We start from the raw sequence: 24,880 nt of genomic DNA on the forward strand, positions 1-24,880 counted from the left end.
TTCGGTATTGCCGAACGGATGGAAGAGGTGGGGCGCCAGGTGATCCGCCCGTTCATGCCCGACCAGCATCGCGCGTTCTATGCGCAGTTGCCCTTTGTCGTCGCGGGAAGCGTCGATAGCGGCGGTGATGCCTGGGCGACGCTGCTGGCGGGTAGGCCGGGTTTCGTCTCCTCGCCTAGCCCGACGATTCTGGAGTTGCAGGTCGGGCTAGACCCCGCCGATCCGGCGAGCGAAGGCCTTGGCGAAGGCGATGCCGTCGGTCTGCTGGGGATCGAACTCCACACCCGGCGCCGCAATCGAGCGAACGGGGTGCTGCGCGGGTCAACTGCGGGGACGCTGCATTTCGAACTCGATCAGAGCTTCGGCAATTGCCCCAAGTACATTCAGCTTCGCGACTATATCTTCGTTCGTGATCCCGCCGAGCCCTTCGCCGGCGAGGTGCTCGAAAGCGCCGAGCTGGATGCTGCGGCGCGAGTCATGATCACCGCGGCCGATACCTTCTTCGTCGCGTCCTATGCCGATGAAGGGGGGCGCCGCCAAGTCGATGTCTCGCACCGTGGCGGCCGGCCGGGCTTCGTCCGGATCGGCGACGACGGCACGCTCACGATCCCGGATTTCTCGGGCAACATGTTCTTCTCGACGCTGGGCAACATCCTCGTCAACGGCAACGCCGGGCTCCTGTTCGTGGATTTCGAGACCGGCGACCTGCTGCAATTGAGCGGGGATGCCGAAGTGATCCTGGACTCGCCCGAGATCGCCGAGCTGGCGGGCGCCGAGCGCCTGTGGAAGTTCCGCGCGCGCCGCGTCGTGTGGCGGCCGGCGGCGCTGCCGCTGCGCTGGGAATTTCGCGAGGACGGTTGGTCGCCCTTTGCGCTACGAACCGGGGACTGGCCGCAGCATTCCTGAGTTTCGATCCGCACCGCCAAAGGAGTTCTCCATGTCCCGTCCGCCCTTGCCACCGTTCGACGAGCAAAGCGCCATCGAGAAGGTCCGCCTAGCCGAGGATGGCTGGAACAGCCGCAATCCCACCAAGGTCACGTTGGCCTACAGCGCCGACAGCCGCTGGCGCAATCGCGCCGAATTCTTCACCGGACGCGCGGAAATCGAGGCCTTCCTGACGCGCAAGTGGAACCGCGAACTCGACTACCGGCTGATCAAGGAGCTCTGGGCTTACGCCGGCAACCGCATCGCGGTGCGCTATGCCTACGAATACCATGACGACAGCGGCCAATGGTTCCGCGCCTATGGCAACGAGAATTGGGAATTCGACGATGACGGGCTGATGCGCGCGCGTCATAGCAGCATCAACGAGCAGCCTATCGCCGAAGCCGACCGCAAGTTCCACTGGCCGCTCGGCCGCCGGCCGGACGATCACCCCGGGCTCAGCCATTTCGGCTTCTGAGGTTTGGTCGCGCCCGGCTACTTTTGCGCCCGGATTTCTGTACAGAACTTCCGGGTGGACGATCCGGACGCGCCCCCGAGGAAAGCAAGCGATGGACCGCTGGCAAGCCATGCGCATCTTCGTGAAGGTCGCCGATACGGCGAGCTTTTCCGAAGCCGCGCGCCAGCTGAACATGAGTGCGCCCGCCGTGACCCGCGCGGTCGCGGCGCTCGAGGATGTCATCGGCGCGCGGCTGTTCGTGCGGACCACGCGCTCGGTAAAGCTGACCGAAGCAGGCAGCCGATATCTCGAGGATTGCCGCCGCATCCTGGCCGACATTGCCGAGGCCGAGGCCTTTGCTGCCGGTTCCTATGCCAAGCCTTCGGGGACGCTGAGCGTGACTGCGGCGACGCTTTTCGGGAAGATCTACGTGCTCCCGGTCATGCTCGAATATCTCGACGCGCATCCGGCTATGGACGGGCGCGCCTTTCTGGTCGATCGCCAGGTGAACATCGTCGAGGAGGGCATCGACGTCGCGGTCCGCATCGGCCACCTGGCGGATTCGGGTTTCACCGCCATCAAGGTCGGCTCGGTGCGGCGGGTGGTTTGCGGATCACCGGCCTATTTCGAACGACACGAGGTGCCGAGAGTGCCGAGCGACCTCAAGGACCACCGCATCGCGGCTTCGACCGGAGCCTGGGCTTCTCCCGAATGGCGCTTCGCCCGCGATCAGCGGGTGACGGTTCATCCCGGCCTGCAATGCAACACCAACGAAGCGGTGATCGCCGCCGCCGAAGCGGGGTGGGGGCTGACGCGAGTGCTGAACTATCAGATCGGTCCGGCCCTGCTTGCAGGCACGTTGCAGATCGTCCTCGCGGACCACGAGGAACCGCCGCTGCCCATCCATGTGCTTTACGCGGAGGGTCGTCATGCGCCGGCCAAGGTCCGCGCATTCGTGGACCTGGCCGTGGAGCGGCTGCGGGCAAATCGCCTTCTGAACTGAGCTCTAGGACAGAGAAGCTTCCCTCGGGCGGGCGACGAAGCGTGTTGCCAGCAGCAGCGCCGCCGCAACCAGGCCGATGAAGAAGAAAGACAATAGCATCAGATCGTAGCCGCCGGTCCGGTCGAACACCTCACCGCCGAAACGCACGGCGATGGCGCTGACGAAAGTCGACATGAAGCTCGCCGTGCCGATGGCGATGCCGAACGAGGCGGTCCCGAAATATTCGGCGATCAGCGCCATGAAGCCGGGAGAGGTCATGCCGCCCGTCAGCCCGATGAGGCCGGCGCAGGCTAGGATAGGGACATAGCCGTGGACGACCAGCAGTCCGGCATTGGCGGTGCCGATAATCGCTGCCATCGCGGCGAAAATGATGACCTGGTCGAAGCGGTCGCCGACCCAGGCGAAGATGAGTGCGCCGATCACTGCGCAGATGCCGTAGGCGGACATCAGGCTCGCGGCCTGGGTGGTGGAGAAGCCCTCACCCTGGGCGAGCGGGACCAGCGAGACGATATCCGTCGTCAGGATCGCGAAGACCAGGGCGCAGCCGATGGCGATCGTCCAGAACTTCGGCTGACGCAGCAACTGGCCGATCGTGAGCACCGCACCTGCCGGGCCCTCGCCCTCGGTCTGCATCGTTGACGCGTGCGCTGCGCCAGGTTCCTTGTCGCCGGGCCCGGGCAGATTGCGGACAAGCACCGCCATGCCCGCGATCAGCAATCCGCTGGCCACGCCCAGCACGACGAGCGTCTGCCGCCAGCCCATCGCCTCGATCATGGCTCCCACCAGCGGCGTGACGACGACGGGTCCGATCGAAATGCCGATGGTCGAGATGGCGAGCGCTCGCCCGCGGTGGACCGTGAACCAGCGCGAGACCAGCGCCGGAGAGGTCAGCGTACCGCAGCCAACGACCGCCGCGCCCAGCGGCAGCGCGATCACCACGGCGCTGAGCAGCGGGCTGGTCGAAAGCCCCAGGATTGCCAGGCTGCCGCCGAAGACGAGCCCGCTGATCATCATGATCGGCCGAGCAGGGAAGCGGTCGATCATCCGGCCGAGGAAGGGGGAAACGACAGCCATGCCGAGATTGAGCAGGATCGCGCCCGTATTCATCTCGGCGCGGGTCAGGCCGAAGGCTTCCGAGACCGGCAGCACGAACAGTCCATAGGACTGCATCGACGCGCCGATCACCAGTGCGAAGGTGACGACGGTTATCGCGACGATGAACCAGCCGTAGTAGATGCGCATGCCTTCTCTCCCCGCCGCTTTTTGCGGTCTGCGCCGGCTATGGCGGGAAGGGATGGCAGTGGAAAGACTTCAAATGGTTGCCGCGCGTTTTCCTCTCGGAGGAATCTCCGGTCAGGCTACCGGTTCAAACCCACCGACGGCCGCGTACCAAGCCCACGATCAGCAGGAGAATTATGGCGCCGACAACCGAGTAAACCACCGACATCAGCGTGATCGCGCCGGTGAGGAACGATGCGCCGCCGCCGAAAAGCCATCCGGCGACAAGCGCGCCCAGAATGCCCACGACCATGTCGAAGATGAAGCCGCCGCCGGTGCCGGTGACAACGCTCGCCAGCCAGCCGACGAGCATGCCGACAAGAAGTATGATGAGAAGGCTCATGTTTTGTCTCCTTGGCCAAGAGACGCTTGGGACCCCGCCTTGTTCCGGGTCCGCGCTCGGAGTCTGTCCAGACAGTTGACCGGGTAGACGCACATATGTGCTAAATCCCGCCGCTTAGCCCTATTGGCTGCACTTCCAAGCGCTTGTTCGCTTAGCATCGCCCAGCGTTGTCCCGAACCCGAGCCAATCGGGCGGAGACGGCGATCGCCGCCGGACCACGGCGCGAGAGGGAGAATATCGATGTCGAATAGCGCCGTTCTGGTGAAACCGCTCGAAGTCGTGCCGCTGCAGCCGGCGATCGGCGCCGTGGTCGAGAACGTCGACCTGCGCCGTCCGCAGAGCGAGGACGAGAAGCAGGTGCTGCGCGACGCGCTGTTGAAGCACGGCGTCATCTTCCTGCGCGAGCAGGCGATCGACGAGGACCAGTTCATCGCGCTCGGCCAGGTGTTCGGCAAGGTGCCGGGGTTTGACGACGATCCGGACAAGCCGCGCGTCGGCTATCAGCAGTCGATTGGCGGCGCAAAGGACCAGGCGGCCAACGTCTGGCACAGCGACGGCTGCTATCTGCCGGTCCCGCCTGCGCTGACGATCCTGCGCGCGGTCCAGGCCTCGCCCTTTGGCGGGGATACCTGCTTCTCTTCGGCGGTCGCGGCCTATGCCGGGCTGTCCGAGGTGATGCAGCAGCGGATCGCCAAGCTGCGCTATCGCTCGAGCTTCGCTTTCATCATCAGCCGCTATCCGCGCTTCACCGATCCCAAGATCCTCGAGGAACAGGCCAGGCGCTATCCCGAGGTCGAGCAGCCGGTGGTGCGCATACACCCCGAGACCGGCGCGAAAGTGCTCTACACCAACGACAGCCAGACGATCGACATCGTCGGGCTCGACAAGGCCGAAAGCGCCGCATTGCTTCGCGATCTCTCCGACGAGATCAAGCGTCCCGAATACCAGGTGCGCTGGAAGTGGAGCGATGGCGACATCGCGGTCTGGGACAACCGCGCGGTGCAGCACTACGGCGTGCCCGATCACACGGGTGATCGCCGCATGGCGCGCGTTTCGGTCGAAGGCCAGGCTGTGATCGGCGCCTGACATGCTGAATCTCAACCCGGTTACGCGACGCGAATGGCGGCTCGGCTGGCCATCGGTCTGCGCCGGCCTGTTCGGCGCCGCGGCCTCGCAGATCCAGTTCGCCACCATGGGCGTCTTCCTCAAGCCGATCGCGCAGAGTACCGGCTGGAGCAACAGCACGATCACTTTCGGCATCTTCATCTGCGCCGTCATTTCGGTGCCGGGATCGCCTTTCGCGGGCTGGCTGGCGCAGCGTTACGGGCTCACGCGGATCATCCTGCCGGGCCTGCCGCTGTTCCTTCTGGCTTTCGCCGGGCTAGGCCTGTTCTCGCACAGCCAGGCGCAATGGATCTTCGGCTGGAGCCTGCTCGCGGTGGTCGGCGTGCTGGTGAAGAGCAACCTGTGGATGCTCTGGGTCGCGCAGAAGTTCGATGCGGCGCGCGGCATGGCTTTCGCGCTGGTCATGGCGGGATCGGGCGTGCTGGCGATCTTCGTGCCGATCCTGACGCAGCTCTCGGTCGAGAACTTCGGCTGGCGCGCGACCTTTCCGATCCTCGCCGGCGTGCTGGGCCTTATTGCCATAACTGCCTGCGTGCTGGGCCTGCGGGCCTGTCCGCCGACGCCGGGCACGAAACAAGTCTCGTTCGATGAAGGCGCGGCGATGCCCAAGGGCCTGTCGATCCAGCAGGCCGCGCGGATGCGCGCCTTCTGGATGATCGCGCTGATCGCTTTCCTGATCGGCGTCGGGCTAGCCTCGATGCAGGTCCATCTCGTGCCGATGTTCGGCGAGAAGGGTCTCGACGCGCGTACCGCAGCGGTCTTGGCCGGCCTGTTCGGCGCAGCGGCGCTGGCGGGACGGATCGTCGGCGGCGCACTGCTCGATCGCTATTCGGCCAAGGTGATCGGCATGATCAGCCTGCTGCTGCCCGCGCTGGCCTGCGTGATCTACTATCTCCTGCCGATCAGCCCGGTCGCGGGCGGCCTCATTGCGATCCTGTTCGGTGTCGGCGTTGGGGCCGAGGGCGATGTGCTCGGCTACATCACCGCCAAGTTCTTCGGCGTGCACAGCTTCGGCGCGATCTTCGGGATCGTTTCCGGCGTCTTCTCGCTCGGTGCGGGCGCCGGGCCCTGGTTCATGGCGCTGCTGCTCGACAAGTTCGGTTCCTATGCGGTGGTCGTGCCGATCCTGTTCGTCGCTCTGCTGGTCTGCGCCGGGCTGTTCCTGGCGCTGGGCGACTATCCCGACTTCGACGGCGAAAGCTCCGCCGCGAGGCCGCACCGGCCCGGGCATTCAGGCCCGCTGCCCGTGGAGCAGGCGGGCTGACTAAGACCATCCATCGATAACAAACAAAAGTGGGGGAGACTGAGATGAACCATTCCATGCGCAAGGCGGCGCTCTATCTGAGCGGAGCGCTCTGCATCGTGTCGGCGGCGCCGGCCTTTGCCCAGAGCGCCGACGGGGAGGCTGGCGGCAGCGACATCATCGTCACCGCCCGCCGCCAGGAAGAGCGGCTGCAGGACGTGCCGATCTCGATTACCGTGTTCAGCCAGCAGCAGATCAGCGACCGCAATATCGTCACGGCCACCGACCTCGGCACCTACACACCTTCGCTGTCGGTCAACCAGCGCTTCGGGCCGGAGAAATCGTCGTTCGCGCTGCGCGGCTTCGTGCAGGAGAACGGCACTTCGGCATCGGTTGGCGTCTACTTCGCGGACGTCGTCGCGCCGCGTGTCCAGGCCGGTACGACTTCGGGCAATACCGCGCCGACCGGCTCGTTCATGGACCTGCAGAACGTGCAGGTGCTCAAGGGGCCGCAGGGCACGTTGTTCGGCCGCAATACCACTGGCGGCGCAGTGCTGCTCGTGCCGCACAAGCCCACCGACAAGCTCGAAGGCTCGATCGAGGGATCGGCCGGCAACTATGACATGTGGCGCCTTCAGGGCGTGCTCAACATCCCGCTGGCCGACACGTTCAAGGTCCGTCTGGCGGTCGATCGCAACAAGCGCGACGGCTACATGAAGAACCATTCGGGCATCGGGCCCGACAGCTACAACGACCTCAACTATTTCGCCGGTCGCCTCAGCATCGTAGCCGACCTGACGCCCGAGCTCGAAAACTACACGATCGCGACCTACAGCCATTCGTTCTCGCGGGGCTACGGCGCACGCCTCGTTGCCTGCGACCGGCGCTTCACGCCCGGCTTCCTGGTGACCAATCCGGCGCAGATCTCCCAGGCGATCATGGGTTCCGCGGCCTGCGCCCAACTCGATCGCCAGAGCGCACGCGGCGACGGACCGCTCGACATCGAGGTCGACAACGCCAATCCCTATCTCGACATCCATCACTGGCAGGTGATCAACACGACGACCTGGCAGGCGACCGACAATATTCGCATCAAGAACATCGTCAGCTACCAGGAGTATCGCGAGCGGGCGAGCTTCAGCCTCAACGGCGATAACTTCTCGGTCACCAATCCGGCGCCGCGGATCGCGCCTGGACTGCCCCTGCCACCCCAGACCGCAGGGGCCAAGTTCCAGTACGTGCTGATCAACCCGGCGCCGAACAACGACCTTGCGGCGGAGTCTACCTTTACCGAGGAACTCCAGATCCAGGGCGAAACGCCCGACGGGCGCTTCAACTGGCAGATCGGCGGCTATCTCGAGATGGCGCGTCCGATGGGCTTCAACGCCGCCTATTCGGCGGGCCTGCTCAACTGCTCGGTGCCCGAACAGCTTTCGACCTGCACCAACCCGCTCGGCCTCGGCTCGATGCAGAATTCGGCGACCAAGTTCTGGTACGACAACAAGGGGCTCTACGGGCAGGGAACCTTCAAGCTCACCGAGCAGCTCAGTCTGACGGGGGGCATCCGCTACACGATGGACAAGGTCCGTGCGCTTGGCCAGTCGACCCGCATCCGGCTGCCCAACACCCGCACCTGCAATGATACCGTGCGCTTCGGCAATCTGGTGGTGCAGAACGCCGAGCAGTGCGCCGTGCTCTTCCGCCAGGAATCGAACAAGCCGACCTGGCTGATCGATCTCGACTACAAGCCTAGCGACGACATTCTGCTCTATGCCAAATGGGCGCGCGGCTATCGCGAGGGCGGCATCAATATCACCAACATCGGTTTCGAGGTGTGGAAGCCCGAGCAGGTGGACCTCTACGAGGTCGGCGCCAAGACCAGCTTCCGCGGCGCCGTGCCCGGCTATTTCAACGTCGCCGCCTTCTACAACGACTTCCGCAACCAGCAGATCGTCGCCAACGGCATTTCCAATGTCGCGGGTTTCAACGGTTCGGCGCCGATCATCAATGCGGGCAAGTCGCGCATTCAGGGTATCGAGGCTGACGCTTCGGCGACCCTGTTGGGCGCGCTGCGTTTGGATCTCGGCTATACCTTCCTCGATACCAAGGTGAAGTCGATCACCGTGCCGCCGATCCCGGCGGGCGCGCCCTATTCGGCGCTGATCCCTTCGGCCTCGGTCGGCGATCCGCTGCCGCTGTCGCCCAAGCACCGGGTCTCGCTGACGGGGACCTACACGCTGCCGGTGCCCGAGAGCGTGGGCCAGGTCTCGCTGGGCGCGACCTATGTCTACACCGCCAAGCAGGCCTTCACCAAGGCGACCCTGCCGCAGTACTGGGACCTGCCGGCGACCAATATCGTCAACCTCAACGTCAACTGGGACAACGTCATGGGACAGCCCGTCGACGTCGCTTTCTTCGTCACCAACCTGACCAACAATATTTCCCAGGTCGCGGTGGGCACCTCCTACAACTCCGCCGGTTTCGAGAGCCTGCTCTATGCGCCGCCGCGGATGTGGGGCTTCCGGCTGAAGTACCGCTTCAGCGAATAAGCCTTTTCAGTATCAACGAAAAAGCGGCCGCGGAGTGATCCGCGGCCGCTCTCTTTTTGCCCCCCCGGGCGATACGCCTATTTCAGGCCGAAGAACTTCTCGGCGCAGCCCGCGACGATCCAGTGCGTGTCTTCCTTCGACACGCCGCGGAAGTTCTCCTCGATCACCCTGTGCGAGTGCGGGAAGGTGGTTTCGGAGTGCGGATAGTCCGACGACCACATGATGTTCTTGCCGCCCGGCTGGTCGCGCAGCTTCACCCCGATCGGATCGGAAATGAACGAGGCGTAGACGTTCTGGTCGAAATAGTGGCTCGGCGCGTGCTTGATGTCGCACTCGGTCCAGTGGCGCTGCATTTCCCAGGTCCGGTCCATGTAGTTGGCCGCCCAGGGGATCCAGCCCACGCCGCTCTCGATCAAGCCGATGCGCAGGTCTGGGAAGCGGTCGAAGACGCCGCCATAAATCATTATCGAGACGACCTCGAGCATCGCTGGCTTGCCCATGACGATGTCGGGCAGAAAGTTGGTCTTGTCCTTGAAGCGCGAGACGCGCGCACCGAGATGGAAGGTGATCGGCATGTCGAGCTCGACCGCGGCGGCCCAGAGCGGATCGAACTCGGCGTCGCGATACTGGCGGAAGCCGCCGACGTCCCCCGTCATCGCCTGCCAGACCGCATCCTTCTTCGTGAACTTGTCGACCGACTGCGGGAAGGCTGGCAGGTTCACGGCGACGTCGCCGCGCCCCCGCGCCGCGCGCATCATGCCGATCGTGTGCTGGACATCGACCATGGGCAGAAAGGCGGCGCTGAACAGGCGGCCGTTTGAATCCGCGCAGAAGTCCGACTGCCAGCGGTTGAAGGCGTCGAAGCTGTCCATGTAGAGGTCGAGGTCGCCGGTCTGCAGCGGCCCGCCACCGAAGACCACGCCCTTGTCGATGCCGTCGCGGTTCATGTCGTCGAGCCGCTGGTCGGTCATCCAGCCGCCGACACGCATGTCGGACAAGCGGCCAGAATTCTTGTACTCATCGAACTTGCGGCCTGCCTGCGATTGCATGAGGTTCACCTTGCGGCGCTCTCCCTCGAACACGATGTAGTCGAACTCGCCGTCGGTCTCGACCCTGGGCGCCTGGGCTTGGTACTTGGGCGAAAGATATTCGGCCCAGAAGGTCGGCGGCGGCGTCACGTGGACGTCGGCATCGACCACATAGTCCGCCACGCGCGGATCGGCTTCGAACACGCGGTTGACGTCGACTTCGGCTGTTATCGTCATAGTCCTCTCCTGCCAGGAAGCGGCGCGGCGGCAGTGGCGAAAACGAGGATCTCGCGCGCTGCTGCGGGGCCGGGCAAGACTGTCTCTTGCACGGCGGGAAGAGGCGCTAAATCGAATTCACCGCCGGCGTCCCAACTATCATGGATGTGCGCCAACCAGCGCTTTTCAGCCCTCGCAGAGCCAGTGCTGCACCGCGTTCTTGAGGATGTTGCCCCAAACGTGCGGATCGTCGCCGAAGTTCTCCAGCGGCACGCTGATGCCGATGACCATGGGCTCCACCGTAGTATCGGGCAGGCGCACGGCGACGGTCATATTGTTCTGCGATCGCATCGCCGGTCCGATCGCGAAGCCTTCCCTGCGCACGGCAGCCAGCTTGTCGAACAGTTCGCGCGCGCTGACTGACGGCACGCCGTCTGGGAGCCGCGCGTTGGTGGCGGTGACGAGCTTGGTCACCTCGCGCTCCGACATGTCGTACATCAGCGCATGGCCGGTCGCGGCGAGCGTCATGAAGCTGCCGGCGCCCGTCAGGCTGTGCGAGATCATGCCCGCCGAATGCTGGCGGTAGACGATCTGCACGTGCAGCTTGTTGCGGATCGCCAGGAAAGTGTCGAAACCGGCTTCTGCGCTGACCGCACGGGTCATCTGCAGGATCGGCCCCTCGCGCACCAGCAGCGGGTCGATCCAGTGGCCGAGCAGGGCGACGCGGCTGGTGGGCGCGTAGGTCCGCTTCTCCTCGTCGATCGCCAGGTAGCCGAGCGTGTGCAGGCTGCGCAGCAGGGCCGAGGTGCTCGACTGCGGCATCTTGAGCTTCGAGGCGACGTCGGCGACCGTGATGCCGATCCGCACGTCGCTGAAGAGTTCGAGCAACTGGATGACCCGCTGCGCCGATTTGACCACGGAACCGTCAAGTTGCGGCCGCGCGTCGACGAAAACAACGTCGGGGCCAATTGCGCGTTTGCGGGGCAACTCGGTCTCTACTCCCATCTTGACGCGCGAGGGCGCCGCGTCGTGGTCCTCCTCTCGGGTCTACCTATGCCTGCGATGGCCGTGCCGTCACTCAAAATCGCCAAGGCTGAGGCGCGCCAGCGTCCGCATGATCCGGCTGATCAGCCAGCCGCGCCGGGCAATGATTGTTGCTTTGCGCCGTCCAACAGGTTCGGGGCCGAGCTTGCGCTCGGCCCCGCGTGACGATCTGCCGTGTTCATCTCTCAACTCGCCCTAGCCGTAACCAGCCCGCCGGGGGCGGCCGGTCAGGTCAGAGCCCCACGAATACCGATTTGGTGTTCATGTAGGACTCGATGCCCTTCCAGCCGCGTTCGTGGCCCCAGCCGGACTGCTTGTAGCCGCCGAACGGCAGCGACTGGTCGGCCGCCAGCGCGCAATTCACCCAGACGAGGCCCGACTGGATGCGCTTGGCCAGCCGGTGCGCGCGGCCGATGTTCTCGGTCCAGACGGTCGCCGCCAGGCCGTATTCGGTGTCGTTGGCCCAGCCGAGCACCTCTTCTTCCTCGTCGAAGGGAATGATCGAACCGACCGGTCCGAATATCTCGTCGGTGATGAGGCGCATGTCGGGCGTGGTCCCGGTCAGGATCGTCGGCTCGACGAAATAGCCCCGCCGGTCCATCGCCCTGCCGCCCGTGACCACGGTGGCGCCGCGGGCGACGCCTTCGTTGACAATCCCGAGCACCCGGTCGCGCTGCTTGGCGCTGATCAGCGGGCCGAGATCGACGTCGGTGTCCTCGCTACCGCCCATGCGGAACGACTTCGCCGCTGCTGCGAGCTTGTCGACGACCTCCTCGTAGATGCCGCGCTGGACATACATGCGCGAGGTGCAGCAGCAGTTCTGGCCCGAATTGACGAGCAGGCCGATCGCCGCGCCCGGGATCGCGCGGGTCAGGTCGGCGTCGTTGAACATCATCAGCGGCGACTTGCCGCCGAGTTCGAGCTGGAGCCGCTTGAGATTGCCGGCTGCCGCCTTGACCAGCAGCTTGCCGACTTCGGTCGAACCGGTGAACGAGATCTTGTTGACGTCAGGATGGGCAGCGAGCGCAGCGCCGGTGGTCTCGCCGTTGCCGGTCAGCACGTTGAGCACGCCTTCGGGCACGCCGGCGTCGCGGAAGATGCTCTCGAGCTTGAGCGCGCTCAGCGGCGTCTCCTCGGCCGGCTTGAGCACGGCGCTGCAGCCGGCGGCGAGCGCGGGGGCGATCTTGCAGATGGCGACGTAGAACGGCCCGTTCCACGGAATGATCAGGCCGACGACGCCGATCGGCTCGAGCAGCGAATAGCCGTGGTACTCCTGGAAGGTACCCATGATGCCGCCTTCGGTAATGATGTCGACGGCATCGCCGTGGATTTTCGTGATCCAGCCGGCGTAGTAGTAGAGCATCTCGCACGAACCGAGGATCAGGTTCTTCGCATGCGGGCGCGACATGCCGTTGTCGATCGCTTCGACCTCGGCAATCTCGTCGGCACGCTGTTTGATGATATCGGCGGCGCGCCAGAGGATTTCGGCCCGGCGCGAGGCGGGCAGGTTCTTCCACACGCCCTTCTCGAAGGTCTCGCGGGCACGGGCGACCGCGCGATCGACCGCCGCCTTGTCGCTATCCGCAACCTCGCCGATCCGTTCCTCGGTCGAGGGGTTGAATACCTGGATGACCCCGCCTGCTACCGGCGCGTCCATCTCCGCAATATCGCTCATCACGCTCTCCTCGATCCCGTTGTTGCGCGGGTCGATAACGCCGCGCGGCATTCCTATATCTCGATATATATAGGACGGAGAGGCGTCAAAGGGCCACGCGCGACAAACACATCCCAATTACCGCGACAATCAATCGGGGAGGCGGTCGAGATTAAACCGGCAGCAGCATGATTTTGCGCTCAAGGGAGCCGCCCGATGCCCCCGCCGTAGCTGCAGGAGATTGGTTCAAGTCGCAACGCGAACGAGGATCGTCAGTTCCGGGCGGCCTAGTGCATTCGAAGATGGACTGCGATGTAGATCGAACGATCCATATTAATTAAATAGGATTCAAATGAAATGGGAGTGAGTTATTTAACTCATGTAATGTATACATAAATAAATCAGGGTAATTGCTGATGGAGAATAGTGACTATTTGAGGTAGGTAATTAGTGGAAACTGTAGGGGCGGAGCGATCGAAATGTCGGGCCACGATAATGCCGCCAAGGGCAGCGGTTCGGCCGTGGTCGATTTCCCGATGAAGGGGAGCATCGAACTGCCGGCCGAACGCCTGGAAGTACTCCGCGAGCTCATTCACGGCATTCCCTTGCCCATGTTCGTCGTCGGTGGAGAGGGGCGCATCCTGATATCCAATCTTGCGGGCGAGCAGGGCGGCCGGTTGCGCGCGGAATTCAGCGCCATCGCCATCGGCTCGCCGTTCGAAGACGTGCTTCGACAGCTGCCGCTCGACGAAGAGGCGTTCGATCGTGTCCGGGAGCAGGTCGGCAGGATCGCAGTGGGGGCCGCTAGTCTGGCGCAGGACACCTACGAGCTGCTAACAGCAGAACCCCAGATCCTGTCCGTGAGGGCGATGCGTTTACCCTATCCCGGAAACCTCAGCCTGATCGTTCTGGCCGGTGCGCGATCAGCCGTAAAAGATCGGCTGTCGCGCCGGCGAAAGCAGATCCAGATCCTGCGCGCCCAGGACGAAGAGCGCCGGCGGATCGCACGCGACCTGCACGACGATACCTCGCAGCAGCTGGCCCTGATCCAGGTCAAGCTCGAGTGTCTGCGCAAGGCGCAGACATCCGATCAGATCGCCGACGCCTGCATAGAGATTGAAAGCGCACTGCAATCGGCGCATCACCAAATGCGCACGCTGAGCTATGTCCTTCATCCTCCCGAACTGACATCCGGCGGGATCGCCGAGGCGCTGAGCACTTTCCTGAAGGGGTTCGCGCGCCGCACGCAATTGGTGGTGACCTTCGAAAGCTCGGCTGGCCGATTGAAGGCCCATGCCGATCTGGAGATCGCGCTCTATCGCGTCGTCCAGGAAGCGCTGATGAACGTGAGCAAGCATGCCGAGGCCACGGTGGTGAACGTCTCGCTGAAGATGCAGGCCAAGCATCTTGTGCTGGAGATCAAAGACAACGGCATCGGCATACCGTCCGAGATCCTTACGGGCCGCATGCCCGAGGCCGTCGGCGTCGGCCTCACGAGCATGCGTGAGCGTGTGGAATCGCTTGCCGGCCACTTCCGCGTCGAGCGCGGCGTCACGGGGACGCAGGTGAGGGCGAGCTTTCCCGTACGGCGCAGTACCGACGTGGTGATCGCGCCCTCAGGGCTCCACGATATTGTTCCGAACGGCATATAGCACCAGCTCTGCCGTCGTCCGCAGTTTGAGCTTATGCATCGCCGCGGCGCGATGAGTCTCGACCGTCTTCACGCTGATGTCGAGCATATGGGCGATCTGCTTGTTGATCTTACCCTCGGCGATCAGCTGCACGATTTCGCGCTCGCGCGGCGTCAGGACGATGCTTCGCCCCGAATTGTGGTCGCTCTCCACGAAGTGCTCGAGCAGCGTTTCAGAAATGGCGCCCGAGAAATAGGGCCTGCGCATGACCAGCGCCTCTACCGCCGCGATCAGGTGCGTACCGCTGTCCGACTTGAGCACATATCCCCGCGCGCCGGCCCTCAGGACGTCGACGAGAATACTTTCGCGATCGTGCATGGTGTAGATCAGGATCTCGGTCCGCGGCAGTTCATGCTTGATCGCACGCGTGAGTTCCAGGCCGTTCATCTGAGGTAGTGAATAGTCGAGTATGGCGATGTCGGGCTTTGTTTCGCGAGCCAGGCGCAGAGCCTCGCGACCGTCGTTGGCCTCGGCCACGACCTGCCATGCGGAATGCGATTCCAGTAGGCTTCGCACGCCTTGGCGCATGGCCTGGTGATCGTCTGCGATCAGTATCCGATATGTCGTGGGGCGCATGCGAACGTAACTCCTGGAGCATTTCGGCGATCCGCGCGCGTTCGAAACCGCGGGCGAGGCCGGACTACGCAGTACAGGCCACGGATTTTTCGATGTGCCTCCCGTGCGATCATCACGCTATTGGCGGGTCCTTCAATCGGGAATATCCCTGCATTTGCCGGTAAGAGTGCGAAAACTGAGGTAGCACATATTTTAGCGGTGCCATCGCGGATTGGGTCCATGGTGGTATTGCCGAGAAATCGGCGGCGTCGCGCAATGGAGAAATGGCCCCGGGGAATAGCCCGGGCCTCAGCCAATGCCTCGAATGCGATGTCGAGGAAATGGGCGCCGCCGATCGCCGCAGGACGAAGCGCCAGCGACGACGCGTTCCATACAAAGAACCACCGGAACGGATTCCCGGCTGCGCCCGGGAAGTCCGTTCCGGTGGCCCAGGTTCCGCCGGGTCGGGAGGGGTACTTCGGAGCTGGGCCCGGCGGATTGGCGATCGCGTTAGACACGCCGTGTCTGATATTGCGGCAGGCCCTAGTGCCGATGCTGCCCGCATCACCGCAGTAGGCGAACTCAGCGGTGGAATCCGGCACATCGGAGCCTGCATCGAATCTCCCCTTTTTGTCGATCTGGGCCCAGAATGACGGTTCTGGGTGCACTGGCCAATCGGGGGAAACCCTTTGTAGCGGAAGAATTGCCTTGGGATTCAATCCATCGCGCCCGCGCAACCCGCAGGTGCGTAGCGAGGTTTTCGCGCCAGTTCCTGCCGCGCCGCCGCCAGATCGGCGGCAAATGCCTCGTCAGCATGCAGGCGCGCGACCGTTGCCGCGGCGACCAGGCGGCCGGCGTCCACGTCGCTGGCCCAATGGGCGTTGCAGACCAGTCGGCTCTGTCCGAAATCGCGTCCGCGCTGAAGGATCGCATCGGCCTTCTCGGGCTCGAGCTCGGCCAGGACCAGCGCCCAGCCCCAGCCGAGCGCGCTGTGGCCCGAGGGATAGGAGCCGTCCCTGCGCAGCATCGCCTCGTCGCGCGGCAGGCAGGTCCTATTGCCGTGGGCAACGAAGGGCCGCATCCGCCGGTAACGGTCTTTCACCTTGTAGGTCGAGAGCCCGACATCGACCGCCATCCGCGCGAGGAGGCGGTAGAGCGCCGGCGTCTTCTGCGGATCGGGCACTACCCCGAGCGCACAGGCGAAGGCGGAGAGCGCGTGCGGGAAACGGAGATCGGCGTCGGAGGCGGCGAGGTTCCAGCGCGGGTCACCGGGTTCGTGTGCGGTCTGCCGGCTCACTTCCTCGTCACGCGCGAAAGCAGCGCTGCCGGCTGGCGGCGGCGGCGGGAGGAGCGCCAGGCTGTTGGGCAGCGCGTCACGCGGGAGATAGCCGGCGGGCGGCTGTGGTGCTTCCTGGCTTCGGCCTCCGGTTGCGACAACGACGGCCAGGAGCGCGGCGGCGACTAACGATCGGTGCTGCATGGCCTTTTCTTTCGAACGGACCGAACCGAGCCTATGTGCTCCAGGCGCAGTCGTCCCGGGGCGGCGAGCGGCGTCGCCCCGGGTACGTGCTCAGCTCGCGCCGGCGCCGGCGTCGGCCATCTTCGCGACCGCATCGTCGATGGTGAAGCTGCCCGGCCGCTGGATCGGCGGGAAGTCCTTGAAGCTCGCCGCGAACATCGCCGCGCCGGTCTGCGCCGCGTAGATGTAATAGGCGTTGTACAGGAACCACTCGTAATAGCTGTTCGAGGTCTGGTCCGCGAACTCGTAGGGATCGGTGCGCAGGTTGAAGAGCTTGGGCACCCGCAGCCGCGTGAACGGCTCCGCCCACACTTGCATCGTCCCGCGGCAGCGCTGTTCGAGGAACACCAGCTTCCAATTGTCGTAGCGCATGGCAAGAATGTCGCCGTCGTCGCTGATATAGAAAAAGAAGTTGCGCGGGCTCTCCTTCTCCTTGCCCGTGATGTGGCCGAGCAGGCTCTTGCCGTCGATGTGGTTCTTGTAGGTCCGGCCGTTCGCCTTGTAGCCCTTCTTGAGCTCGTCGACGACCTGGGGAGCGCCCGCCATCTCGAGGAAGGTCGGCAGCCAGTCGTGATGCTGGACGATGCCGTTGGAAACCGATCCGGCCGCCACCTTGCCCGGCCAGCGAACCAGCATCGGGATGCGGAACGCGCCTTCCCAATTGGTGTTCTTTTCGCTGCGGAACGGCGTCATGCCGCCGTCCGGCCACGAATTGCGGTGCGGGCCGTTGTCGGTCGAGTACTGCACGAGGGTATCGTCGGCGATGCCGAGTTCGTCGAGCAGGTCGAGCATCTGGCCGACGTTCTTGTCGTGGTCGATCATCGTGTCGTGATAGGGCGATTGCCACTTGCCGGCCTGGCCGCGGCTCTCGGGCTTGGTGTGGGTGAACATGTGCATGTGCGTCGTGTTGAGCCACACGAAGAACGGCTTGCCCTCGGCCTGTGCCTTCTTGATGAATGCCGTCGCCTTCTCGACGAAGTCGTCGTCGCAGGTTTCCATGCGCTTCTTGGTGAGCGGGCCGGTATCCTCGATCTTCTGCTTGCCGACCTTGCCCCACCGCGGCATCTCGGTGGGGTCGTCCTTGTCGGTCGCCCAGCTGTGGATCACCCCACGCGGGCCGAATTTCTCCTTGAAATGCGGGAGTTCCTCCTTGGTCGGATAGTTGTCCATCTCCGGCTCTTCCTCGGCGTTGAGATGGTAGAGATTGCCGTAGAATTCGTCGAAGCCGTGGTTGGTCGGCAGCATGTGGTTGAGGTCGCCGAGGTGGTTCTTGCCGAACTGCCCGGTGGCATAGCCCTGCTCCTTGAGCAGCGCCGCGATGGTGACGATCTTCTCGCTCATGCCGACCGGCGAGGCGGGGATGCCAACCTTGGACAGACCTGTGCGCAGCACGCTCTGCCCGGTGATGAACGAGGAGCGGCCGGCCGTGCAGCTCTGTTCGCCATAGCTGTCGGTGAACAGCATGCCTTCGCGGGCAATGCGGTCGATATTGGGCGTCTGGTAGCCCATCAGGCCGTGGGTGTAGCAGCTCAGGTTGCTTTGACCGATGTCGTCTCCCCAGATCACGAGGATGTTGGGCTTTGCTTGCGGCGTCTTGGGCATGAGGGGCTCCATCGCGGGATTGGCGGCCGCGTGATTCAAGCCGAACGGGAACGCCTAAGCCATCCGGGTTTCGCCTAGGAACGCTCTAGGTAACTTCGGACAATCGACGGGAGACGGGCCCCGCCGTAACCCTTAGGGGTAACCCCCAATAGACGCTTCGGGGTATTTCCCCGAACGATATGCGGGATTTCCAGATCAGGAGCCTGCTGCGAGCCCATGTCCTACAACTTCACGCCGAACGGTGGCGAGCCCTGGGGCATGTGCTGCAAGAATTGCCGCCTCCCGATCTTTCCCGACCAGGAAAGCCAGGAGGTGCGCTTCCCGGATGACAGCGAAAGCGCCGAGATGAGCGGTACCTATCATGCGGAGTGCGCGCGGCCCTTTGCCGGGCTGGCGCGGGCGTTGAACCTGCTCAGCCGCCCGTTCTTCTAAGTCCTGGCTGTCGGGCGCGCCGTCGGTAATGGCTACCAGGTCGCCTCATACTCTCTGCGATGTACGATAAGTACGGTGCTGTGCCGCGATGCCGCAAAGAACAGGCGATAGAAGGCCGCGCCGGCGATGCCGCCGGCGATTGGTGCCAGCCAGAACAGCCAGAGCTGCTGCAGGGCCAGGCCGCCGACCACCAGCGCGGGCCCCGTGCTCCGCGCCGGATTGACCGACGTATTGGTCACCGGGATGCTGATGAGATGGATCAGCGTGAGCGCTAGGCCGATTGCCAGCGGCGCCATGCCCTGCGGCGCGCGTTCGTCGGTCGCGCCCATGATCACCGTCAGGAATCCCGCGGTCAGGACGAACTCGGTGACCAGTGCGGAATCGAACGAATAGCCGCCGGGGGATGCGGCGCCGTAGCCGTTCTCGGCGAAGCCGACGGTTGCCAGGTCGAAGTCCGGCTGCCCCGTCGCGATGATCAGCAGGACCGCCGTGGCCGCGAGCGCGCCGATCAGCTGGGCGAGGATGTAGGGTGGAATGTCGCGTGCCGGGAAGCGTCCGCCGATCCAGAGGCCGATGGTCACGGCCGGATTGAAGTGCGCACCCGATATGTGCCCGAAGGCATAGGCCATGGTGAGCACGGTCAGCCCGAAGCTGAGCGAGACGCCGATAATGCCGATCCCGACTTCGGGAACTCCGGCGGCGAGAACCGCGCTGCCGCATCCTCCCAGAACGAGCCAGAATGTGCCGATCGCCTCGGCCGCTATCGCTGTCCGCAACCTCATCGCGCGCTTCCTTTCGGTCGATCCGGGAACGAGCGAGGATCGCAGCGGCCGGCGGTCGTGCCAATCGGTTGAACTCCCTTGTGCAGCCTCCAGAGATTCACCGACGTGCACGTCAGCCCAGCGAGAGCGTGGGTAGCGAAATGAGCTGGATCAGCCCGAATACGCAGGCGAGGCCAGCGAGTAGCGTCAGCGCCGCGGTCAGGTGTCGGCGATCGAAAGACTGGCCGATGCCCGCGAGGAACAGTGCCAGGGCCAGGATAACGGTCGCCGCGACATAGGCATCGCTGACGTCGTTGCACCGCTGGCCCTCGTCGAACAGCGCGTCGGCGCGCTTGTCGGCCGCAGCAGCCTTCTGCGCCAGCGCCGGGGCATATTCCTTCATCACGAAAGGCGAGTGGGCGGCTTGCCCATTGTGCAGCGGTTGCTGATCGCGCCAGGTGTCGAAGGCGCGCCGGAACTCGGGGCGGAACCGCTCATGGTAGAAGTCCTGCAGCCGCCGGTCCTTGGCGGCGTAGGCGTTGAGCCACTGGGTGAAGAGGACCAGATCGACCGCCTCGGACTGGCCGTTTTCCGTCGCCAGCAGGCTGGCCTGCACGCGCGCCGTACCGGCACGGGTGTAGTTGGCGGCTTGCTCGCCGTCCCACAGGGCCGACTGGAAGCTCGCCCACGAGGTCAGCAAAGCCGCGACGGAGAGTACGATCGCGGCGACCGCGTCGACGATCGCATCCTTGCGGTTCTCTGCCTTCGAGAGCTCCGTCATCTGCGGATTGTGGCGGATCGTGGTGAGGGGACCCATCGGGAGAAACCCGAAAGCGACGGGTCGAAAGGCACTATCGCCTTGTCGCGCTGGTCCGGGGAGCCCGAGCGGGAGATCGGGGACAACCCCGATGGCAGCGTCTGACGCTCGCCGCGATAGTCGTAGCGAGCGCAAAGGAGAATCCCCGATGGTGGGACGCAAGAATGGCAATGGTCCTGCCAGTTCGCGGACCTCGACGGATCTGCCCGAGCGGCCGGATCGGTTCGAACCCATCGAGGTCCCCGAGTTGCCCGACGTCGAAAGCGACGATGCCGACACCATGTCGACCACTTTCTCGCACTATCGCAGCACGCTTTCGCGGTTTCGTACCGGCCTGTCGGAGCATCGAACCGATCTGTCCGAATTCCGCACCGACCTGTCCGCGCATCGCACGGCGCTGTCGGACAACCGCACCGAGATGTCGATGCGGCGAACCGGCATGTCGTTCCAGCGCACCCGGATGAGCGCAGACCGCACTTTGATGTCCGAGATACGCACCGCATTGTCGCTGATCAGCTTCGGCTTCACGATCTACCAGGCGTTCAAGAAGTTGGTCGAGGCGGGGATGATCCATCAGACGCACACGCCAAGGACCTTCGGTCTTTCACTCATCGTTCTCGGGGTTGTCCTGCTGGTAGGCGGGATCATCAGGCAGTTGCGTTTTGCGACGGAGCTGCGCGGCACGCGCGAGATGATGACCGAGGAAGGGCTCATCCACGCGGAAAGCCGGTTTCCTGTGTCGCTGACGCTGATCGTGGCGATAGCGCTGACCATTGTGGGCCTTTCGGCGGCAGTCGGAATCCTGATGGACTTCATCGCAGCGCGGAGCTGACCCATGGCAACGCAGCCCAGTCACCGCGCTCCGCGCGACATGGTCTGGCTCGAAGGCGGCCGGTTCACCATGGGTTCGAACCGTCACTATCCGGAAGAACGTCCCGAAAGGACCATGCAGGTGAATGGCTTCTGGATCGATCGGACTCCGGTGACCAATGCCCAGTTCGCCGACTTCGTCGCCGCGACCGGCTATCGCACCCTGGCCGAGCGCGCGCCCGATGCCGACGACTACCCCGGCGCCCTGCCCGAGATGCTGGTGCCGGCATCGCTGGTGTTCGAAATGCCGACGCGCCAGGTGGATGACAGAGGGTCGGCCAGCCAGTGGTGGACCTTTCTGCCCGGTGCCGACTGGCGCCATCCTCATGGTCCCGGCAGCGGCATCGACGGCCTGCCTGACCATCCGGTGGTTCATGTCGCGCTGGTCGATGTCGAGGCCTATCTCGTCTGGGCAAATGCTTCGTTGCCGACCGAGGCCGAATGGGAATTCGCCGCGCGGGGCGGCCTGGAGGGAGCAGACTTCGCCTGGGGCGACAGCTTCGTGCCGGGCGGCGTTCATCAGGCGAACGTCTGGCAAGGCCCGTTTCCTTACGCGAACACGGGCGACGACGGGTGGCTGCGCACCTCGCCGGTCGGCACCTATCCCGCCAATGGCCATGGGCTCTACGACATGATCGGCAATGTCTGGGAATGGACCGCCGATTGGTGGTCATTCGCGCCCGAGCCGACCAGCACCTGCTGCAGCACGGGCCGAACCCGCAGCGTCGATCCGTCGGACCCAGCCGCGATTCCGCGCCGTGTTCTGAAAGGCGGCTCGCACCTTTGCGCGCCCAACTATTGCCGGCGCTATCGGCCTGCGGCGCGCCATGCCCACCCGGTGGACACATCGACCTCGCACGTCGGCTTTCGCTGCGCGATCAGGCCGCCGCCTCAGCCCTGATCGGTCGGTGCGCGCAGCTTTCGGCCGAGAACGATCTGATAGGGTATCAGGACGATGATCCCGACGACCATGAATAGCAGCACGGCGGCCGATATCGGTTTGTCACTGTGGTTGGCGCCGGCCAGGGCCAGCGCGATGCCCGGATGACGGATTGCCGCCGCGAAGCCCAGCGTCGAGCGATGGGCCAGCGCAGGCCCGCCCAGGAGATAGCCGCCGGCAAGCGCCAGCACGACGACCAGCGCCATGGCCACAATCGAGCCATCGCCGATCAGTTCGCGGATATGCGGCCAGGCAAAGATCAGGATTGGAGCGAAAGCGATCAGCAGCAGCACGTTGGCGACGGTCGAAATTCGCTGCGGCACCGCGGGCGATGCGCCGCGAAACAGCCAGCGGCCGAGCACCAGGCCGATCGCAAGCGGTACGATCAGGCCCAGAAATATGTGGCCTGCGACGACGCCGACCGGAAACTGCGCGTCGACCCCGTAGAATGCGGCGATGAACGATCCCAGCAGCGGAACGGTAAGGATCGCGAGCAGTGCGAACGCGGCCTGCAGCCCATAGACATATTGGGCATCGCCGCCGAACTTGAGCGCCTTTCCCGGCATCACGGGCGGCACCGGCGAAATCGCCATCAGCAGGATTCCCGCCTTAGCCGGCTGCGAAATCGGCAAGAGCGGGAGGACGATCATCGCCGTCAGGAGCGGGATGACCACGATGGCGAGCACGGCCTTGGCGAGCAGCCCCGGCTGGCGGAGCACGTAGACGAAGTCACCGCGGCTCGAGGCCATTCCCGCCGCGACCACAAGGAGGCCGAGGCTGACGGTGAGCAGGATCGGCGGCAACTGCTTGATGGCCTCCATCGGCGGCTCTCCTCGTTCCGCTGCAGGATCGCCGCGCCGCTCTGCGAATGTGATCGGGGAAAACCCGCAAGAGCGTGCCGGATTTTGTGCAGCGCGAGCGAACCGGCGCGAGATCCCGAAGCGGGCAACAACCGCGCGTGGCAATGCGGGATAATCCCGATAGCGGCGGCAGGCCGCAGGTCTCAGGTTCGTCACCGGCAATTGCTGCACCGGGTCCGAAACAGGAGGCTGCCATGCTGCGCGCGATAAACCTGATTCTCCTGGCGGCCTGCTTGGCAGGTGGCCGGGCCGCGGCTCAGACGCAGGATAATGCCCCCCAGGCACTGGCCTCTGCCCAGCAACTCGAACACGACAAGAAGGAATCCTGGACCTACATCAAGCCCGACCTCCATCTCGCCCGATACACCGCGCTGCAAATCCAGCCGACGGTGGTCTATCGCGGAACGGATGCCCAGTTCGAGGACATTCCCCAGCCGGACCGAGTCAAGTTCGCCCAGTTGATGACCGACGCCTTGCGGGAAGAGCTGGCCAGGTCCTTCCGGCTCGTCCAGGCGCCCGCGGCCAATACCATGCGGCTGCGCATGACACTGGTCGGCGCCAGGAAGACTACCGGTGGGGTCGGTACGGTCTCGTCGGTCATGCCGCTCGGTCTCGTGACCAACGTCGTCAAGAGCGCGACGGGGAAGAAGGGTACTTTCTCGGGATCGGTTCTCTTCGCGATAGAAATCTTCGATTCCCGCAGCGGCGAGCTTCTGGCTGCCGTGGTTCGCCGGGAGGCGCCCGATGCCCTCGACATCAAGGCGACGGTGTCGACCACGGACACGGTGAAAGCGGTTGCGGGCAATATCGCAAAGAAGCTTCGCGAACGGCTGGTGGAGGCCAAGGCCGACAACCCCTGACGGAACGGAACAGGCGCGGAATGTATCGGTGCCGAGTCCGATACTGTTTAGGCGGGGCATGAGCCTCGCCTAAACTTTTGGGCCTAAACTTTTTTGGCCTGCCTATTCGGCGCCCTGTGCGGGCAGGTTCATCTTGAGGGGAATCGTCAGGCTGAGCATGCCCGCCGTGCCCTCGGTCCGGCGTTTCGCAGCGAACTCCTGAAACAGGCGGACACGGATCGTCGCCGGGCTGCGGCCGAGGACGGTGTTGTAGGCGAGGGTCCCGCCGAGCGCCGCCACGTGGCCCTCGTTGGGACCCAGCACCGCGCCCGCACCGCTGTCGCCGCTGATCTGCTCGTTGTAGTATCCCTGGATCCCCGCAGAGAACTTCGGCGAGAAGGTCTTCTCTACGGCCGCCTCGACGTGCAATTCATTGCCGCTGTCGTACTGGGTGAAATCGTTGCCGCCGTTGATCGTGGCGCCGGTCTTGGCGCTGATATCCCAGCCGGATTTGGGATCATGCCAGCTGGCCGCCAGCGACAGGTCCTCCGCCCAGCGATGGAAGGCGACGTTGGCGAGTTCGCCCTCGTGGTAGTCGCCGACTGGAATGTTGACGATGCCGCTGGCGGTCAGGTGAAGCCTGTCCCATTTCCAGCCGAGCTCCGCGGTGATGACGGGGTCGCCGACCGTCAGCGTGCCGTCGTGGAGCGACAACTGGCGCTGCCCGCCGCGTGGCCCGCGAACGATCGCCGATGCGCTGACGATCGGTGCGCCGAACGGAACGATCCCGCCAACGGCTACCGTGCCGCCCAGAAAATCGGTCGACGGCACCCAGAGAAACGTGACGAACTGCGCGGCCAGGAAGACGTCCAGGCCGGCCGCGACGTTGCCGCCGACCACCAGATTCTGGTCTGCCGAGAGATCGCCGCCGTAGAAGTAGTAGGTATTGTCGAAATAGACTCCTTCTACCGGCGGGAGGATCGCGGCCTCGGGGCCGCCCGATCCCAGCAGGTAGAGGCTCGTGCCGCCTTCCGTGGCCGATGCCGGGTTCGCCGCGAGCGCCAGGAGGCCGCCGAGCATGGCTGCGGCGCCGAACGGCAAATGCCGCAATGATCTGAGGGCGATCATGA

Annotated in this window: 23 protein-coding genes (1 of these 23 only partly in view); 11 read left to right on the forward strand and 12 right to left on the reverse strand. The window is 64.5% G+C overall.

The genetic code is table 11. The features are described 5' to 3' along the window. The 3 genes from KRR38_RS28590 to KRR38_RS28600 all read left to right on the forward strand — a co-directional run. Positions 1-906, forward strand: partial view of a pyridoxamine 5'-phosphate oxidase family protein gene (locus KRR38_RS28590; RefSeq protein ID WP_217406768.1) — the 3' portion only. Its footprint begins 69 nt before the window's first position; only the last 906 of its 975 coding nucleotides appear in the window; its start codon lies off the left edge, out of view; its stop codon occupies positions 904-906. Between the two features lie 31 nt (positions 907-937). Then, the gene (locus KRR38_RS28595; RefSeq protein ID WP_217406769.1) at positions 938-1,402 is read left to right on the forward strand and encodes a nuclear transport factor 2 family protein; all 465 of its coding nucleotides are present in this window, start codon (positions 938-940) and stop codon (positions 1,400-1,402) included. Positions 1,403-1,493: 91 nt separating this feature from the next. Further along, positions 1,494-2,384 carry a LysR family transcriptional regulator gene (locus KRR38_RS28600; protein ID WP_217406770.1) on the forward strand — a complete coding sequence of 297 codons (891 nt, stop codon included), beginning with the start codon at positions 1,494-1,496 and terminating at the stop codon, positions 2,382-2,384. A gap of 3 nt (positions 2,385-2,387) precedes the next feature. Here KRR38_RS28600 and KRR38_RS28605 read toward each other — a convergent pair whose 3' ends face one another. Together KRR38_RS28605 and KRR38_RS28610 are read right to left on the reverse strand one after the other, a co-directional pair. Beyond that, the gene (locus tag KRR38_RS28605) at positions 2,388-3,626 is read right to left on the reverse strand and encodes an MFS transporter (protein ID WP_217406771.1); all 1,239 of its coding nucleotides are present in this window, start codon (positions 3,624-3,626) and stop codon (positions 2,388-2,390) included. A gap of 124 nt (positions 3,627-3,750) precedes the next feature. After that, entirely contained in the window at positions 3,751-4,005 is a 255-nt protein-coding gene (locus KRR38_RS28610) for a GlsB/YeaQ/YmgE family stress response membrane protein (RefSeq protein WP_217406772.1), read from the reverse strand. 240 nt (positions 4,006-4,245) lie between these two features. On the opposite strand from KRR38_RS28610, the gene KRR38_RS28615 reads away from it, so the two are divergent. From KRR38_RS28615 to KRR38_RS28625, 3 genes are read left to right on the forward strand one after another with little or no spacing between them, the layout of a single operon-like run. Next, positions 4,246-5,091 carry a TauD/TfdA family dioxygenase gene (locus tag KRR38_RS28615; protein ID WP_217406773.1) on the forward strand — a complete coding sequence of 282 codons (846 nt, stop codon included), beginning with the start codon at positions 4,246-4,248 and terminating at the stop codon, positions 5,089-5,091. A gap of 1 nt (position 5,092) precedes the next feature. Continuing rightward, positions 5,093-6,394, forward strand: coding sequence for an MFS transporter (locus tag KRR38_RS28620; protein ID WP_217406774.1), 1,302 nt, complete (start codon positions 5,093-5,095; stop codon positions 6,392-6,394). 44 nt (positions 6,395-6,438) lie between these two features. Next, a complete protein-coding gene (locus KRR38_RS28625) occupies positions 6,439-8,922 on the forward strand; it encodes a TonB-dependent receptor (protein ID WP_217406775.1) in 2,484 nt (827 codons plus the stop codon). Between the two features lie 77 nt (positions 8,923-8,999). Here KRR38_RS28625 and KRR38_RS28630 read toward each other — a convergent pair whose 3' ends face one another. From KRR38_RS28630 to KRR38_RS28640, 3 genes are all read right to left on the reverse strand, one after another. Further along, positions 9,000-10,187 carry an amidohydrolase family protein gene (locus KRR38_RS28630; RefSeq protein ID WP_217406776.1) on the reverse strand — a complete coding sequence of 396 codons (1,188 nt, stop codon included), beginning with the start codon at positions 10,185-10,187 and terminating at the stop codon, positions 9,000-9,002. Between the two features lie 165 nt (positions 10,188-10,352). Further along, positions 10,353-11,153 (reverse strand): IclR family transcriptional regulator, encoded by an 801-nt coding sequence (locus KRR38_RS28635; protein ID WP_217406777.1) that lies wholly within the window; start codon positions 11,151-11,153, stop codon positions 10,353-10,355. 289 nt (positions 11,154-11,442) lie between these two features. Beyond that, on the reverse strand, positions 11,443-12,936 hold the full coding sequence (locus tag KRR38_RS28640) for an aldehyde dehydrogenase family protein (RefSeq protein ID WP_217406778.1): 1,494 nt from the start codon (positions 12,934-12,936) through the stop codon (positions 11,443-11,445). Positions 12,937-13,385: 449 nt separating this feature from the next. Between KRR38_RS28640 and KRR38_RS28645 the strand changes: the two genes are divergently transcribed. Beyond that, entirely contained in the window at positions 13,386-14,516 is a 1,131-nt protein-coding gene (locus KRR38_RS28645) for a sensor histidine kinase (RefSeq protein ID WP_217406779.1), read from the forward strand. On the opposite strand, the gene KRR38_RS28650 is transcribed toward KRR38_RS28645, so the two are convergent. The 3 genes from KRR38_RS28650 to KRR38_RS28660 form a co-directional block, all read right to left on the reverse strand. Continuing rightward, a complete protein-coding gene (locus KRR38_RS28650; protein WP_217406780.1) occupies positions 14,481-15,131 on the reverse strand; it encodes a response regulator transcription factor in 651 nt (216 codons plus the stop codon). The two genes, KRR38_RS28645 and KRR38_RS28650, sit on opposite strands and share 36 nt — an antisense overlap. Before the next feature lie 694 nt (positions 15,132-15,825). Then, entirely contained in the window at positions 15,826-16,590 is a 765-nt protein-coding gene (locus KRR38_RS28655; protein ID WP_217406781.1) for a phosphatase PAP2 family protein, read from the reverse strand. 90 nt (positions 16,591-16,680) lie between these two features. Beyond that, entirely contained in the window at positions 16,681-18,231 is a 1,551-nt protein-coding gene (locus KRR38_RS28660; protein WP_217406782.1) for an arylsulfatase, read from the reverse strand. Positions 18,232-18,447: 216 nt separating this feature from the next. Between KRR38_RS28660 and KRR38_RS28665 the strand changes: the two genes are divergently transcribed. Beyond that, the gene (locus KRR38_RS28665; protein WP_217406783.1) at positions 18,448-18,663 is read left to right on the forward strand and encodes a hypothetical protein; all 216 of its coding nucleotides are present in this window, start codon (positions 18,448-18,450) and stop codon (positions 18,661-18,663) included. A gap of 32 nt (positions 18,664-18,695) precedes the next feature. Here KRR38_RS28665 and aqpZ read toward each other — a convergent pair whose 3' ends face one another. Both aqpZ and KRR38_RS28675 read right to left on the reverse strand, forming a co-directional pair. Next, positions 18,696-19,445: an aquaporin Z gene (aqpZ, locus tag KRR38_RS28670; RefSeq protein WP_217406784.1), complete on the reverse strand. Its 750-nt coding sequence runs from the start codon at positions 19,443-19,445 to the stop codon at positions 18,696-18,698. Between the two features lie 112 nt (positions 19,446-19,557). Beyond that, positions 19,558-20,241, reverse strand: a complete 684-nt coding sequence (locus KRR38_RS28675; protein ID WP_254515020.1) for a hypothetical protein — start codon at positions 20,239-20,241, stop codon at positions 19,558-19,560. Between the two features lie 148 nt (positions 20,242-20,389). On the opposite strand from KRR38_RS28675, the gene KRR38_RS28680 reads away from it, so the two are divergent. Further along, on the forward strand, positions 20,390-21,073 hold the full coding sequence (locus KRR38_RS28680; protein WP_217406785.1) for a YidH family protein: 684 nt from the start codon (positions 20,390-20,392) through the stop codon (positions 21,071-21,073). 39 nt (positions 21,074-21,112) lie between these two features. Continuing rightward, positions 21,113-22,012 carry a formylglycine-generating enzyme family protein gene (locus KRR38_RS28685; protein WP_217407514.1) on the forward strand — a complete coding sequence of 300 codons (900 nt, stop codon included), beginning with the start codon at positions 21,113-21,115 and terminating at the stop codon, positions 22,010-22,012. Here the strand turns inward: KRR38_RS28685 and KRR38_RS28690 are convergent. Next, positions 22,003-22,872, reverse strand: coding sequence for a bile acid:sodium symporter family protein (locus tag KRR38_RS28690; RefSeq protein ID WP_217406786.1), 870 nt, complete (start codon positions 22,870-22,872; stop codon positions 22,003-22,005). The two genes, KRR38_RS28685 and KRR38_RS28690, sit on opposite strands and share 10 nt — an antisense overlap. A gap of 233 nt (positions 22,873-23,105) precedes the next feature. Between KRR38_RS28690 and KRR38_RS28695 the strand changes: the two genes are divergently transcribed. Continuing rightward, complete coding sequence (locus KRR38_RS28695; protein ID WP_217406787.1) at positions 23,106-23,771, forward strand: DUF3313 domain-containing protein; 666 nt, start codon at positions 23,106-23,108, stop codon at positions 23,769-23,771. Positions 23,772-23,873: 102 nt separating this feature from the next. Here the strand turns inward: KRR38_RS28695 and KRR38_RS28700 are convergent, their stop codons facing one another. Continuing rightward, entirely contained in the window at positions 23,874-24,878 is a 1,005-nt protein-coding gene (locus tag KRR38_RS28700) for a transporter (RefSeq protein WP_217406788.1), read from the reverse strand. Between the last annotated feature and the right edge of the window lie 2 nt (positions 24,879-24,880).

The organism is Novosphingobium sp. G106 (assembly GCF_019075875.1).
Classification (GTDB): Bacteria; Pseudomonadota; Alphaproteobacteria; order Sphingomonadales; family Sphingomonadaceae; genus Novosphingobium.